The sequence below is a fragment of the Exiguobacterium indicum HHS 31 genome, from assembly GCF_001939065.1.
GTDB lineage: Bacteria > Bacillota > Bacilli > Exiguobacteriales > Exiguobacteriaceae > Exiguobacterium_A > Exiguobacterium_A indicum.
Genome location: NZ_MPSZ01000017.1, coordinates 1 through 13,956 on the forward strand (window position 1 = coordinate 1; position 13,956 = coordinate 13,956).

Below are 13,956 nucleotides of genomic sequence, written 5' to 3' on the forward strand. Positions count from 1 at the left end.
AAAATTGTTTTTTACTTGTTTGCCGTAAGCGCTCGTCCTCTTAAGGACATGAATTAATATATCACGATAATTAGACATGTGCAACTACTTTATTAAAATAACTTATAGTTTTTTTAGAGCATGTAAAAACCGCAGACAAGAATGGCTGCGGTTTACTTCATCATCAATGAGACGCGTCTTCTTTTTGCTTCGCTTATATAGAAGAAATACAGTGATTCCGCTAACTTCATTTGTGCTTCTAAATCACCATAGTCATCATAGCTGATTTCTAAGAGATGACGCTTCATCAAATAATCTTCTTTTGCTTTTGCTAATTCTTCTAACAAACGCTGGTCGTACTCACTGCGAATCTTCTTTCGAAACCAACTCATAGTTCGCGACGTCCCTCCATTGCACGAGATAACGTCACTTCATCTGCGTATTCAAGATCTCCGCCAACCGGAAGACCATGGGCAATTCGAGTGATCCGAATACCCGTCGGTTTTAAGAGACGCGATAGATACATCGCTGTCGCTTCTCCTTCGATATTCGGATTAGTTGCTAAGATGACTTCCGTAATCGCTTCGTCCGCTTGAAGACGTGTCAGTAGGCTAGATACATTGATATCCTCTGGACCGATTCCTTCCATTGGACTGATTGCTCCATGCAAGACATGATACAACCCTTGGTAATCTCGCATCTTTTCCATTGCAATGACATCCCTTGAATCTTGGACGACACAGACAATCGTACGGTTTCGGTGTTTATCTGTACATACATAACAAGGATCTTGATCCGTGATATTCCCGCAGACACTACAGTAGGCAATGTCGCGCTTCGCGCTGACCAATGCCTTTCCGAACATCAAGACATCGTCCTCTTCCATATCAAGGACATGAAACGCTAGACGAACTGCTGTCTTCGGACCAATCCCCGGCAGTTTCGTAAAACTTTCGATCAAACGACTAATCGCTTCAGGATATTGCAAGTGGTTTCCTCCTACGAATTAAAACATTCCCGGCAGATTCATACCTTGTGTGAATTTCCCCATTTTACTTGCTACGAGTTCATCGACCTTCTTCAAAGCATCGTTTGTTGCAGCTAAGACGAGATCTTGAATCATTTCAACATCATCTGGATCAACGACTTCTTCTTTAATGATGACATCTACGATATTTTTATGACCATCAGCGACGACTGAGACCATTTCTCCGCCTGCTGTACCTGTCACTGTTAAGTCTTTTAGTTCTTCTTGTGCTTTCGCCATATCCTTTTGCATCTTCTGCATCTGCTTCATCATATTGTTCATGTTTCCCATTCCGCGCATCTGTATTCCTCCTCGAATTTAATCTTCGAACTCTACGATATCACCAAAACGACCAAGCGTCTCGGACAATAACTGATCGCTCTCCGATTCTTGTTTTGTTTCCTTCTCTTCTATACTACTACTATTTCGCTTAGCAACAAACTCTGCCTTCAGTTCATGCCAATCCTTTGAGAGAATCGCTAAAATTTCGCGTTTGACGCCGCATACTTCATACAGCGCTTCTTCAATCACGAAACGTGTTCGTTCATTCGTCATGACCTGCTCAAAGTGCCATCCTTTACCGTCATCGAATTCAATCAGCAACGTATCCGCTGAACAAAGAACCGGTTTACTCTCATGGAGTAACGAGTAGATGGGACCATCTTCTTTTAAAATCCATTTTAAGATGTGATCCCAGCGTTCTTGAATCTCGCGCAATTGCGCTTTCTCTGCTCGCTCTAGCATTTGGCGAATCCGCTCTTTGGCGATTCGAACGGTTGGTCGTCCTTGTTTCCGCTTCGGTTGCGCTTGTGGTGCAGCCGCTTCTTGTGCTGGAACACCATTCGACTTCCATTGGTGCATCTGTTCTTTCATTTCGCGGACTTCCTGTTGCAACGATTGGACGATCTGTCCCGTTGTTCTCCCCTGTTCCGCAATTTGAATGAAGGCAATCTCAACGAGGACTCGCGGATGATTCGTCAACCGCATCTGTTGTTGGCAGTCATGTAACTGATCAATGATCGTAAAGCACGTCTCTGCTTCAATCGATTCAACGAATTGTTTGAACTCATCCGTCGGGCGCGCACGCTCTAGCAAATCGACAGCTGTAGGCGAGGCTTTCAACAACAACGTGTCTCGGTAAAAGAAGACGAGATCCTCCACGAAACGTTTTAGATCTTTCCCCGCTCGCTGCATCGTTTCAAGCGTCTGTAACAACTGATCGACTTGATGTTCATGTAAGGCACGGGCAATGTTCAGTAATGCTTCATCTTCTACTGCTCCTGTTACTTCAAGAACAGCCGCATCATTTAGATCACCATTCGAAAAAGCAACCGCTTGGTCGAGTAGACTCAGCGCATCACGCATACCACCATCCGCCGCTCGGGCGATCAATCGTAATGCCGTATCCGAATACTCGATCGATTGGTCTTTTAAGATATATTGCATCCGCTCTACGAGTTGATCGACTTCATGCCGCTTCACATCGAAACGTTGGCAACGCGAGATGATCGTCGCCGGAATTTTATGTGGTTCAGTCGTTGCTAAGATGAAGATGGCGTGCGCCGGTGGTTCTTCTAGTGTTTTGAGCAAGGCATTAAAGGCACCTGTCGACAACATATGCACTTCATCAATGATATAGACTTTATAGGCTGCTTCTGAAGGGGGATATTTGACTTTATCCCGGATTTCCCGAATCTCATCTACGCCGTTATTGGAAGCGGCATCGATTTCGAAGACGTCCGGGCTTGATCCTTCTGTGATCGCAAGACACGTCGGGCACGTATTACACGGTTCTTTGACCGGTGCATGCTCACAGTTGATCGCTTTAGCGATGATTTTGGCAAGACTCGTCTTTCCTGTTCCACGAGGACCCGAAAATAGATAGGCGTGGGACATCCGTCCCTCCATCAATGCATTTTGGATCGTACGGGTGATATGCGCTTGTCCAACGACTTCGTCGAATCGTTGCGGACGGTACACGCGGTATAGTGCTTGATAGGCCAAGTTTGCGCCTCCTCTTTTTAAGTTCCTCATTCTATTTTACCTAAAAAAGTCTACAACCGAAACCGGCTGTAGACTTGTCTTTAAAAATTAAACTGCCGCGCACCATATTCTGAAATATGTTCAACATGCGTTACTCACGCAGCCTGCTCAGTCCAAGCACCCCTACAACACACAGAGAGCACCACTTAAGGCTGCTTCCTTCCGGACCTGACCTGGTTCATGGGTATCTGTTGCGTAGGACTCAAACGTCAACGCTACTTACGTGAGGCAGACCACACCAATCATATCCCTCGACATGGAATTCAGTCTCGCTATAGCGGATTGCGAGTGACAGGGAACCGCTACATCCCCACCTAGCACGGCAAATGGTTTATCGATTTTTAGTGGCACCTTGTTTCAGTGCTTTTTCATTATACTGTTTCATCTGGTGCGATGCAACCCATTGCCCGCTTTCGCGCTTTCTTTTTCGCGCGCAGTTCCCGAAAGAACGTCGTTAGCATCTCACCACACTCTTTTTCTAATATACCGCTCGTCAACTCTGAGACATGATTGAACCGATCGTCTTGCACTAGGTTCATCAGCGTTCCGCAGCACCCACCCTTCGGATCAACGGCACCAAAGATGACATGTTCAATTCGCGACAGCATGATGGCTCCCGCACACATCGGACACGGTTCGAGTGTCACGTATAACTCGCACCCTTCAAGTCGCCAGTTCCCGAGCTTTCGGCAAGCCTCCTCGATTGCGATCAACTCCGCATGTGCCGTCGCCTGTTGATCCGTTTCCCGGTGATTGTACCCCGTCGCGATGACTTCATCGCCTTTGACGATGACACATCCGATCGGAACTTCACCGATTGCTTCTGCCTTTTTCGCCTCTTCAATTGCAAGGCGCATATAGTGTTCCTGTCGTTCCATTGACGATACTCCTCACTCTAAAAAAATTCTCCTTTTGAAACTTCAGCAAGTCGTACTTCTTTGTGCTAAAATATAAATTGCACTTTGCTGAACGGAGGGTCATTGTATATGTTCATAACGGTTGAAGGACCGATTGGTGTAGGCAAAACATCACTTGCGAACGCCATCAGTCACCATTTCTCTTTTTCTATGTTACGCGAAATCGTCGAAGAAAATCCCTTTCTTGGAAAGTTCTATGAAGATATCGAAGAATGGAGCTTCCAGACGGAAATGTTCTTCTTGTGCAATCGCTTCAAACAACTCGATGATATCGAACGTCATTACCTCAGTAAACAACGCTCTGTCGTTGCTGATTACCATATTTTTAAGAACTTGATTTTTGCACACCGCTCTCTAAAGGTAGAGCATCTTGAGAAGTATGAACAAATCTATTCGATCCTGACGACGGACATGCCAAAACCAGATGCTGTCATCTACTTGAACGCAAGTATCGACACCTTGATGAAACGTGTTGCGCTGCGCGGACGAGAAATCGAAGAAAATATGTCACGTGCCTATCTCGAACAATTAGCCGAGGATTACGAGACATTCGTCACGGAATACCAAGTCAAACATCCGGAAGTCAAAATCATCCGTTTCGACGGAGATGCTCTCGACTTCGTCAAGCGACCAGAAGATCTCGAGTACGTCTTGACGACGATCCGGAACGAATTATATGAAGGAGCGAACCACGCATGAACTTGAAGCTACGTGAAAAATACAACATCCCGGCAGATGCCGTCATTACGATCGGCGGTATGGTCGGGATCGGGAAATCAACGATCACAAACGGATTAGCCGATGCCCTTGGTTTCCGGACTTCACTCGAAAAAGTCGATACGAACCCTTACTTGGATAAATTCTATCATGATTTCGAGCGTTGGAGTTTCCACCTCCAAATCTATTTCCTCGCTGAACGCTTCAAGGAGCAAAAGCGGATTTTCCAATACGGTGGTGGTTTCATCCAAGATCGTTCAATCTATGAAGATACAGGGATCTTTGCTAAGATGCATTTTGAAAAAGGAACGATGTCTCCAACGGACTATGAAACATATTCAAGTTTGTTTGACGCAATGGTCATGACACCGTTCTTCCCACATCCGGATCTTTTGATCTATCTTGAAGGTTCGTTCGAACAAGTACTAGAACGAATTCGTCTTCGCGGACGTGAGATGGAGCAACAGACACCAATCGAATATTGGGAAGAGATGTACGAACGCTATACGAACTGGATCAATAACTTCACAATCTGCCCGGTACTCCGCTTGTCGATCGACGAATACGACTTACTGAACGAGCCAGAATCCATCGACCGGATTCTCGCGAAGATTGAAAAGCAGCTTGAAGTTGCTCGCATTGCCAATACACGCTAACTGATCAGATCTGCCTCTTAGGCGGATCTTTTTTTGCGCAAAAAAAGGAGACGCGTGTCGCATCTCCCTCGCATTAACCAATTACTTGATTGATTTGTTCCATATGGTGTAGATCATGTTGAGCCATTGCTCCGAGGAACTGACCGATTGTCAGTTCTTTGTCTTTAATGACGACCTTGTCCTGCAGGCGTTCTTCCGGAATCAATTCGACTGCACGGCGCAACAAGTCACGGCTGACTAAAAACTCATCGATCGTCAAGATCCGTTGCTGCTCACGGCTCATCTTCGCCGCTTCTTCATTGACGGCTTGGCTATCCGGTGCGACACGGAATGGTTCACCCGCGAGCAAGTACGGGATGCGCTCTGCGACCATGAAGCGATCCCATGGTGATAAGTGACCGATGATCTCAGCAATCGTCCATTTACCTTCTGCATACGATGTTCGCCATGCCTCTTCTGAAATCTGTTCTAAGTCTTTTACATATGTCATCGTCATCGCATAATGCGAAAGCAACGATTCTTTTGTTTGTTCGTTCATTTCGTCCACCTCTTCTTCGTTTTTCACGTAGGCAACCATAGCACGCACAAAGAAATCGATGCAACAAAAAAGCACCTCAGAATTGAGATGCTTCATAAAAAGCGGAGTCGGTGGGATTCGAACCCACGCGAGCCTTGCGACCCCTAACGGATTTCGAGTCCGTCCCCTTCAGCCGGACTTGGGTACGACTCCATGATTATATTTATTTTTGGGTAAAAAAAAGAAGTGGAGGAGGCGGTGGGATTCGAACCCACGCACGGCTTTCGCCGCCTGACGGTTTTCAAGACCGTTCTCTTAAACCACTTGAGTACGCCTCCAAGCTATAAAACGTGCATGTCGTTGTCAAAAAATAAAAATGGAGGAGGCGGTGGGATTCGAACCCACGCACGGCTTTCGCCGCCTGACGGTTTTCAAGACCGTTCTCTTAAACCACTTGAGTACGCCTCCGTACTTCTCATAACAATGTTATGACTCGGTTGTTTTCCTGACATTAATTATGATAGCATCTGCCTTTTAACGTGTAAAGACCTTTTCTAAAAAAACTTTTTAAAATACAAAAAGGGGGATTACTCCCCCTTCTGACTTAAGCTTGAATCACTTCAAGACCACCCATGTATGGACGAAGCACTTCTGGAATAACAACTGATCCATCCGCTTGCTGGTAGTTCTCTAAGATCGCAGCTACTGTCCGACCAACTGCAAGGGCAGAACCGTTTAACGTGTGAACGAATTCTGGTTTTGCGTTCGCTTCGCGGCGGAAACGAATCTGCGCCCGGCGTGCTTGGAAATCTTCAAAGTTTGAACAAGAAGAGATTTCACGGTAGACGCCTTGGCTTGGCATCCAGACTTCGATGTCGTATTTCTTCGCAGCCGTGAACCCGAGATCAGCTGTACACATGCTCAATACTTGATACGGCAGCTTCAGCTTTTTCAAGACTGTTTCCGCTTGTCCCGTTAACAATTCGAGTTGTTCGTAAGACTCTTCTGGCTTGACGAAACGAACGAGCTCAACTTTATTGAATTGGTGCTGGCGAATCAATCCACGTGTATCGCGTCCGGCAGAACCTGCTTCTGAACGGAAACATTGGCTGTACGCTGCATAACCAATCGGTAACTGATCAGCTGTTAGGATTTCTTCACGGTGCATGTTCGTCACCGGAACTTCTGCTGTCGGTACGAGGAAGTAGTTCGTTTCTTCGACTTTAAATGCATCCTCTTCGAACTTCGGCAATTGTCCTGTTCCTGTCATAGAGTCACGGTTGACCATAAGTGGTGGTAAGATTTCTGTGTAGCCGTGCTGATCTTGGTGAAGATCCATCATGAAGTTAATCAATGCCCGCTCAAGACGCGCACCCGCTCCGCGGTAAAAGACGAAACGGCTACCTGTGACTTTTCCGGCACGCTCGACGTCGACGATTTTTAATTGCTCCATCAAATCCCAGTGTGGAACTGCTTCGAAATCAAACGCTGGTTTGTCCCCGACTTCACGCACGACGACGTTATCGTCCTCAGAAGAACCGACTGGTACGCTGTCATGTGGAATGTTCGGGATACCAAGGAGCAGCTGGTTCAATGTCGCTTCGACTTCACGTAACTCGTCGTCAAGCGTCTTGATTTCGTCTCCGACACTTCGCATCGCAGCGATCGCTTCATCTGCATTTTCCTTATTACGTTTCAGTTCAGCGATTTTTTTCGTTGCTTCATTTCGTTCTGCTTTCAATACTTCTGTCCGCGCAATTAATTCTCGACGTTTCTCATCAAGTGCGAGGAAACGGTTCATGTCCGTCAAGTCCTCTCCTCGGTGCGCTAACTTCTCTTGAATGGCGTCAAAATCTTGGCGTAATCGTTTAATATCAATCATCTGTAATTCCTCCTTTATGTCATAAAAAAAGGCGACTCGTCTCTTTCCGGTATTCCTACCGAAAAGGGACGAATCACCTGGATCCGCGTTGCCACCCTCATTGCTAGACACATCTAGCCAACTTAAGACGCGATAACGGGCGTACCCGCACCTTGTTCGCAAGGTGTGCGATCCGGCTCGATTCAATCCATCGATCTGACTAGTTCACACCACCCACTAGCTCTCTTAACAGTATCGATATATCTACTTGGTCCGTTCATAGCATCTTTATGAGATTAGCTTTACTTTACACCATCGCCTTGGAGGTTGACAAGAGCCGATTGTTGAATCGCTTGCTCAATTCGCTTCGACCAAGCCGTCCAAGCGCGGACGAGACGCGTCGGTACACTTGCGAGTTGAACGGCAGTTGCACTATACAAATTCACGCGTGGTGTTTCAAAACCAGGTAGATATATACCGTCATCCGCGACTTGCACCGTTCCGACGACTTCTTGTTTTGTGACGGGTGCCGTCGTTTTAGAGAAATCAAACCGTGGTTCCCGTGTCGATGCTCGCTTCGATACCGTCACATACAATGAGCCCTCCGTGACGACATCTAGCTTACGGACGGTTGCCCCTTTAATCGGAAGAACGTCTTTAATCCGTTCTCCTTTTCCGTAATACGTTAGTGGTTCGAACGTCGCAAAGCCATAATCGAGTAGTTTTTTCGTTTCCCGAAAACGGGCTTGATCCGAATCCGTTCGCATCACGACTGTAACAAGCGTCATGTTATCTCGTGTCGTCACACTAACAAAACAGTAACCAGCTAAATCGGTCATTCCCGTCTTCATTCCTCGCATGCCAGCATATGCGAATTTTTCCTTCGCTAGCATCTTATTCGAGTTGTTCAAGACTTCTCCATCGAGTTTCATCTGTGCTTTGCTCGTCACATCGAGGACATCCGGGTAATCCTTGATATAACGGATGACAAGTAACGCGATATCGGTCGCTGTCATCAAATTCGTTCCTGGAAGGGTCGCATCGACAGCATCAAGTCCAGACGCGTTCGCATACTCCGTGTCGTTCATTCCGAACTGTTTTGCTGTCTCATTCATCTTTTCAACGAACGTCGCTTCTGAACCAGCGACGGTTTCGGCTAGCATGACCGCTGCATCATTAGCTGATTGAATGAACGCCGCATTATACATTTCGCGAACCGTATATGTTTTTGGTTTTACTGGTACACGAGTGATACCAGACGTTTTTGCTAGTTTTAAGACTTTCTTGCTTGGTATGATTTTTTGATCCCACGTCAGTTTTTTGAGTTCGATTTGTCGCCGGACGAGGTAAAGCGTCATCAACTTCGTCATCGAAGCTGGTGGTAGAGAAACATCCGCTTCCGATTGAAGGAGGATTTTCCCTGTGACCGCATCGGCCAATATGTAAGACTCTGCTTGAATCGAAGGTGCTGCTTGTCCCGTCATAGGAAAACTTGTGAGCATCAGTATACTCAAGCAGAGTAGCAAGATTCGCTTCATCGTGTCTCTCCCTCACTTAATCATTCATTGTACGAATAGTGTAGCACAAAAGAAGCATCCGACAGTAGAGACTGTCAGATGCTTCCACGCTTTATGAACGGACGGATTGCCGCTGTTTGATTTTTTGTAAAAAATACTGATGTAAACGATTATCTTCCGTTAATTCAGGATGAAACGAGCACGCGAGGTGTAGCGATGTCTCGACAGCAACGATTTGCTCTTCGACTTTCGCAATCACTCGTGTTCCTTCCCCGACAGACAGAATCAATGGTGCTCGAATGAACACTGCCTCGATTGGTTCCTCAATTCCTTCAACCGGTAGCAATCCTTCAAATGAATCGATTTGTCGACCGAAAGCATTCCGACGGACTGTCATCGAAATCGCGTTGAGATGGCTTTGTCCTGCTTCGACAGCGGTTGCGAGTAGAATCATTCCGGCACATGTTCCGAACATCGGTAACGTCGCCGCTTTTTCCCGAAGCGGTTCCAGTAATTCATAGCGTTCGATCAATCGACGCATCGCGGTCGATTCGCCTCCTGGTAAGACAAGTCCATCCAGTTTCTCGAGATCGCTCGCTTGTTTGACGAGAACGACATCGACACCAAGACCTTCCAGCTGCTGTCGATGTTCACGGACCGCACCTTGAACATCAAGAATACCGATTACCATCCGCGTGTCGCCATCCGTTCCTCAAATGGCATCGATGTGACATCGATTCCATTCATTGCTGTTCCGAGTCCTTTAGATAAAGACGCGATCCGTTCAAAATCATCTTTGTACGTCACGGCTTCGACAATCGCTCGAGCGACACGTTCTGGGTGTTCTGATTTAAAGATCCCCGATCCGACGAAGACACCATCTGCCCCTAGGTGCATCATGAGTGCGGCATCAGCTGGTGTCGCGACTCCCCCGGCTGCAAAGTTGACGACCGGTAGACGTCCCTGTGTCCGAATATCACGTAATACTTCGTACGGAGCACCCCATTCTTTCGCAAATGTCATCAATTCATCTGGACTGACATGTAAAATCTGATTCAATTGTGCTTGAATTTGTCGCATATGACGAACGGCTTCGACGACGTTCCCAGTTCCAGGTTCACCTTTCGTCCGAATCATCGCGGCTCCTTCGGCGATGCGACGAGCAGCTTCCCCAAGATCACGTGCGCCACAGACGAACGGCACGGTGAACTCCGACTTAAGTAAATGATATTGTTCATCTGCCGGAGTCAGCACCTCGCTCTCATCGATGAAATCGACCCCCATCGATTCGAGAACACGCGCTTCGACGATATGACCAATCCGACATTTTGCCATGACGGGAATTGAGACCGCTCCGAGTACTTCTTCCGTAATCAATGGATCTGCCATTCGTGCGACGCCTCCATCACGACGAATATCAGACGGGACACGTTCAAGTGCCATGACTGCAACAGCACCTGCTGCTTCCGCAATCTTCGCTTGTTCCGCATTGACGACATCCATGATGACGCCACCCTTTTGCATTTCAGCCATTCCACGTTTGACACGATCCGTTCCTTGTTGACGTTCCATATCCATTCCCCCTTGGTTGACTTTCACTCCTTTAGTATACGGAATGTTGACACTTTTAAAAGTATCAGCTTATGATGATTTCAACAGGTCAGTTTACGAAGAAGGAGTCAGACGAGATGGACATGCTATCATTTCAACTCACGCGTAATCAGGAAAAACCACTTTATGAACAACTTTATCAACAGATCCGAAATGAAATCATTGCCGGTCGTTTAGCATACGGCACAAAATTACCATCTAAACGAAAACTCGGTCAATTTTTGAACTTAAGTCAAACGACGATTGAGCTTGCTTACCAACAACTCGTCGCAGAAGGATATGTCGAATCCATCTCACGTAAAGGTTACTTCGTTCTTGCCTATGAGGAACTCGCTTACGTTAAAACCTCACCCGTCATCGAACCACGTGTCACTAAAGAAAAACCAATCATCACATATGATTTTCATCCAAGTAAGATTGAAGGGATCTCTTTCCCGTTCGCTCGTTGGCGAAAGTATGCCAAAGATATCATCGATACCGATCACCACCCACTTGTCTCACTCGGTCATCCGCAAGGCGATCTAGCGCTACGCGAAGAGATTGCGACCTATCTCTATCATTCCCGTGGTGTCGTCTGTTCTCCTGAACAAATCGTCGTCGGTTCAGGTGTCGAGCAATTGTTGCCGCTCGTCCTCTTCTTACTGGGACGCGACGTCACGTACGGTATCGAGGATCCCGGTTATCATACGACACGCCTATTACTTGAAAATCATGAACGCATGATTGAACCGATTCGTGTTGATGCGAATGGATTACGGATCGATCACTTACAGGAATCAAACGTCGATGTCATGTATGTCACACCGGCACATCAATTTCCGTCCGGTAGCATCTTATCCGTCAACCGAAGACATCAGTTGTTGAACTGGGCGGCAATGGATCCGACCCGTTTTATCATCGAAGACGACTATGATAGCGAATTCCGCTACAGCGGTAAATCGATTCCGTCTTTACACAACATGGACAGCAATCGTGTCATTTACATGAGTACTTTCTCAAAATCACTCATGCCTTCACTACGGATCGGTTATATGGTCTTACCCGAAGTCTTACGCGCTCGGTATCAAACAGAACTATCACACTATACCTGTAGTGTCTCGCGCTTCGATCAAACGATCTTGACGCGCTTCATGAAAGAGGGCGACTTTGAACGACATCTCAACCGGATGCGTAAAGTCTATCGTCGCAAGCTCGACGTCTTAATCCAATCACTTCGCCGGATTCCTGCCTTACGATTGACCGGCGAAAGTGCGGGACTCCATGTCGTCGTTTCCGTAGCGAACGGGATGACGGAGCCGGAGCTCGTAAAGCGGGCACAACAACAAGGCATCCAAGTATACGGTCTTTCTCAATATGCCCAGTTACCGCTTCTCTCTGGTACACCTCAAATCGTACTTGGATTTGCGAGTCTCTCTGAGCAAGAGTTGATGGAAGGATTACGATTGTTGATGGACGCGTGGGATTTGCATAAATCATCATGAAAAAAGCCTCGCCTTTCTACTAGAGAAAGACGAGGCTTTTGTTTATTGACGTGTATAGTTCGATGCTTCTTTTGTAATTTGAATATCGTGCGGGTGGCTCTCTTGCAAACCAGCGCCCGTCATACGGATGAACTGTGTCTCTTCACGCAATTCTTCTAACGTTGCAGCGCCACAGTATCCCATACCTGAACGAATACCACCAACGAGTTGGTACACCGAATCGCCGAGTTTACCACGGTAAGCGACACGTCCTTCGATTCCTTCTGGAACGAACTTCTTGTCTGCTTCTTGGAAGTAACGATCTTGGCTACCGCGTTTCATCGATGCTTCAGAACCCATACCACGGTACGTTTTGAATTGACGTCCTTGGTAGATTTCCATCTCACCTGGGCTCTCTTCTACTCCTGCAAGTAAGCTTCCGAGCATGACAGCGTGACCGCCAGCAGCAAGTGCTTTTACGATATCTCCAGAATACTTGATGCCACCGTCAGCGATGATTGAGACACCATGTTTCCGTGCTTCTGTCGCACAATCGAAGACGGCTGTGATTTGTGGTACACCGACGCCTGCGACAACACGTGTCGTACAGATCGAACCAGGTCCGATACCAACTTTGATGACAGATGCACCGGCTTCAATTAAATCGCGTGTTGCTTCTGCCGTCGCAACGTTACCCGCAATGATTGGTAAGTTTGGATATTCTTCACGAAGTTCACGTACTTTGAGAAGAACACCTTCTGAGTGACCGTGTGCCGTATCGACGACGAGTGCATCGACACCTGCATCGACAAGGAACTTTGCACGTGTCGAAGCGTCTTTCGTTACGCCGACAGCTGCTGCGACGAGTAAACGTCCGAACTGATCTTTCGCAGCATGTGGATACTGTTCGACTTTTTCGATATCCTTTGTCGTGATTAACCCTTTTAATACACCGTTCTCATCAACGAGTGGTAACTTTTCGATGCGATGTTTGTGGAGAATCTGTTCTGCTTCAGCAAGGGACGTACCAACTTTTGCTGTCACGAGTTCTTCTGTCGTCATCACCGTTTCAATGACAGTCGAGTAATCCTTGACGAAACGAAGATCACGGTTCGTCAAAATCCCTACTAATTTACGCTCTGTTTCGTTATTAACGATTGGAACACCAGAGATGCGGTACTTACTCATCAAATACTCAGCATCGTAGACTTGACGCTCTGGCGTCAAATAGAACGGATTCGTGATGACACCATTTTCAGAACGTTTGACGCGATCGACATGTTCTGCTTGTTCTTCCATTGACATATTCTTATGAATGACACCAAGACCACCTTGACGTGCCATTGCGATTGCCATCGGTGCTTCTGTGACGGTATCCATCCCAGCACTGATCAACGGAATATTAAGTGTGATCCCTTCACATAGCGTGACAGATAAATCAACGTCGCGCGGCAAGACACTCGAACGACGGGGTACGAGTAAGACGTCATCAAACGTCAAACCCTCTTTAGCAAATTTGTTCTCCCACATGTTATCCACTCGCTTTCTCTTTTATAAAAGAATATTGATGTTATGGTAACAAGCAGAGGGTGTCATGTCAATGACTCGACCAATAATCAGAACAGTCTGAAGTTTCACATAACACAAAAAG

The 13,956-nt window shown here is 46.7% G+C and carries 14 protein-coding genes, 3 tRNA genes, 1 other RNA gene and 1 other annotated feature; of the genes, 3 read left to right on the forward strand and 15 right to left on the reverse strand.

Annotated features, from left to right (window positions below):
- Window positions 1–152 precede the first annotated feature (152 nt).
- From N179_RS16550 to tadA, 6 genes are all read right to left on the reverse strand, one after another.
- A complete protein-coding gene (locus N179_RS16550; RefSeq protein ID WP_023469883.1) occupies window positions 153–371 on the reverse strand; it encodes a YaaL family protein in 219 nt (72 codons plus the stop codon).
- Window positions 368–967 (reverse strand): recombination mediator RecR, encoded by a 600-nt coding sequence (recR, locus tag N179_RS16555; protein ID WP_023469882.1) that lies wholly within the window; start codon window positions 965–967, stop codon window positions 368–370. The genes N179_RS16550 and recR overlap by 4 nt, the downstream gene beginning before the upstream one ends.
- A gap of 18 nt (window positions 968–985) precedes the next feature.
- Window positions 986–1,306: a YbaB/EbfC family nucleoid-associated protein gene (locus tag N179_RS16560; RefSeq protein WP_023469881.1), complete on the reverse strand. Its 321-nt coding sequence runs from the start codon at window positions 1,304–1,306 to the stop codon at window positions 986–988.
- Between the two features lie 18 nt (window positions 1,307–1,324).
- Complete coding sequence (dnaX, locus tag N179_RS16565) at window positions 1,325–3,010, reverse strand: DNA polymerase III subunit gamma/tau (RefSeq protein ID WP_023469880.1); 1,686 nt, start codon at window positions 3,008–3,010, stop codon at window positions 1,325–1,327.
- Between the two features lie 95 nt (window positions 3,011–3,105).
- An RNA gene (gene ffs / locus N179_RS16570) (signal recognition particle sRNA large type) lies at window positions 3,106–3,372 on the reverse strand.
- Between the two features lie 48 nt (window positions 3,373–3,420).
- Complete coding sequence (gene tadA / locus N179_RS16575) at window positions 3,421–3,927, reverse strand: tRNA adenosine(34) deaminase TadA (protein ID WP_023469879.1); 507 nt, start codon at window positions 3,925–3,927, stop codon at window positions 3,421–3,423.
- Between the two features lie 108 nt (window positions 3,928–4,035).
- Here tadA and N179_RS16580 point away from each other — a divergent pair, with 108 nt between their 5' ends.
- The gene (locus tag N179_RS16580) at window positions 4,036–4,665 is read left to right on the forward strand and encodes a deoxynucleoside kinase (RefSeq protein ID WP_023469878.1); all 630 of its coding nucleotides are present in this window, start codon (window positions 4,036–4,038) and stop codon (window positions 4,663–4,665) included.
- Entirely contained in the window at window positions 4,662–5,339 is a 678-nt protein-coding gene (locus N179_RS16585; RefSeq protein ID WP_023469877.1) for a deoxynucleoside kinase, read from the forward strand. The genes N179_RS16580 and N179_RS16585 overlap by 4 nt, the downstream gene beginning before the upstream one ends.
- A 73-nt stretch (window positions 5,340–5,412) precedes the next feature.
- Here the strand turns inward: N179_RS16585 and N179_RS16590 are convergent, their stop codons facing one another.
- From N179_RS16590 to pdxS, 8 genes are all read right to left on the reverse strand, one after another.
- Window positions 5,413–5,877, reverse strand: a complete 465-nt coding sequence (locus N179_RS16590) for a DinB family protein (protein WP_023469876.1) — start codon at window positions 5,875–5,877, stop codon at window positions 5,413–5,415.
- A 102-nt stretch (window positions 5,878–5,979) separates the two neighbouring features.
- A tRNA-Ser gene (locus N179_RS16595) sits at window positions 5,980–6,069 on the reverse strand.
- Window positions 6,070–6,103: 34 nt separating this feature from the next.
- Window positions 6,104–6,194, reverse strand: a tRNA-Ser gene (locus N179_RS16600).
- Window positions 6,195–6,233: 39 nt separating this feature from the next.
- Window positions 6,234–6,324, reverse strand: a tRNA-Ser gene (locus N179_RS16605).
- A gap of 136 nt (window positions 6,325–6,460) precedes the next feature.
- Window positions 6,461–7,738, reverse strand: coding sequence for a serine--tRNA ligase (gene serS / locus N179_RS16610; protein WP_023469875.1), 1,278 nt, complete (start codon window positions 7,736–7,738; stop codon window positions 6,461–6,463).
- Window positions 7,739–7,799: 61 nt separating this feature from the next.
- Window positions 7,800–8,007, reverse strand: a binding site (T-box leader).
- A gap of 12 nt (window positions 8,008–8,019) precedes the next feature.
- A complete protein-coding gene (locus N179_RS16615) occupies window positions 8,020–9,255 on the reverse strand; it encodes a D-alanyl-D-alanine carboxypeptidase family protein (protein ID WP_075643184.1) in 1,236 nt (411 codons plus the stop codon).
- A gap of 91 nt (window positions 9,256–9,346) precedes the next feature.
- Window positions 9,347–9,925, reverse strand: coding sequence for a pyridoxal 5'-phosphate synthase glutaminase subunit PdxT (gene pdxT, locus N179_RS16620; protein ID WP_055969536.1), 579 nt, complete (start codon window positions 9,923–9,925; stop codon window positions 9,347–9,349).
- Window positions 9,919–10,806 (reverse strand): pyridoxal 5'-phosphate synthase lyase subunit PdxS, encoded by an 888-nt coding sequence (pdxS, locus tag N179_RS16625; RefSeq protein WP_075643185.1) that lies wholly within the window; start codon window positions 10,804–10,806, stop codon window positions 9,919–9,921. Before pdxS ends, pdxT begins: the two co-directional genes overlap by 7 nt.
- Before the next feature lie 116 nt (window positions 10,807–10,922).
- Here pdxS and pdxR point away from each other — a divergent pair, with 116 nt between their 5' ends.
- Entirely contained in the window at window positions 10,923–12,326 is a 1,404-nt protein-coding gene (gene pdxR / locus N179_RS16630; protein WP_075643186.1) for a MocR-like pyridoxine biosynthesis transcription factor PdxR, read from the forward strand.
- A gap of 42 nt (window positions 12,327–12,368) precedes the next feature.
- Here the strand turns inward: pdxR and guaB are convergent, their stop codons facing one another.
- On the reverse strand, window positions 12,369–13,835 hold the full coding sequence (guaB, locus tag N179_RS16635) for an IMP dehydrogenase (RefSeq protein ID WP_029343029.1): 1,467 nt from the start codon (window positions 13,833–13,835) through the stop codon (window positions 12,369–12,371).
- Window positions 13,836–13,956: the final 121 nt, after the last annotated feature.

Excerpts from the sequence above, each read along its gene's own strand:
- N179_RS16550 (WP_023469883.1), bottom strand. The coding sequence starts at position 371 with ATGAGTTGGTTTCGAAAGAAGATTCGCAGTGAGTACGACCAGCGTTTG.
- N179_RS16560 (WP_023469881.1), bottom strand. The coding sequence starts at position 1,306 with ATGCGCGGAATGGGAAACATGAACAATATGATGAAGCAGATGCAGAAG.
- tadA (WP_023469879.1), bottom strand. The coding sequence starts at position 3,927 with ATGGAACGACAGGAACACTATATGCGCCTTGCAATTGAAGAGGCGAAA.
- N179_RS16580 (WP_023469878.1), top strand. The coding sequence starts at position 4,036 with ATGTTCATAACGGTTGAAGGACCGATTGGTGTAGGCAAAACATCACTT.
- N179_RS16585 (WP_023469877.1), top strand. The coding sequence starts at position 4,662 with ATGAACTTGAAGCTACGTGAAAAATACAACATCCCGGCAGATGCCGTC.
- N179_RS16590 (WP_023469876.1), bottom strand. The coding sequence starts at position 5,877 with ATGAACGAACAAACAAAAGAATCGTTGCTTTCGCATTATGCGATGACG.
- serS (WP_023469875.1), bottom strand. The coding sequence starts at position 7,738 with ATGATTGATATTAAACGATTACGCCAAGATTTTGACGCCATTCAAGAG.
- N179_RS16615 (WP_075643184.1), bottom strand. The coding sequence starts at position 9,255 with ATGAAGCGAATCTTGCTACTCTGCTTGAGTATACTGATGCTCACAAGT.
- pdxT (WP_055969536.1), bottom strand. The coding sequence starts at position 9,925 with ATGGTAATCGGTATTCTTGATGTTCAAGGTGCGGTCCGTGAACATCGA.
- pdxS (WP_075643185.1), bottom strand. The coding sequence starts at position 10,806 with ATGGAACGTCAACAAGGAACGGATCGTGTCAAACGTGGAATGGCTGAA.
- pdxR (WP_075643186.1), top strand. The coding sequence starts at position 10,923 with ATGGACATGCTATCATTTCAACTCACGCGTAATCAGGAAAAACCACTT.
- guaB (WP_029343029.1), bottom strand. The coding sequence starts at position 13,835 with ATGTGGGAGAACAAATTTGCTAAAGAGGGTTTGACGTTTGATGACGTC.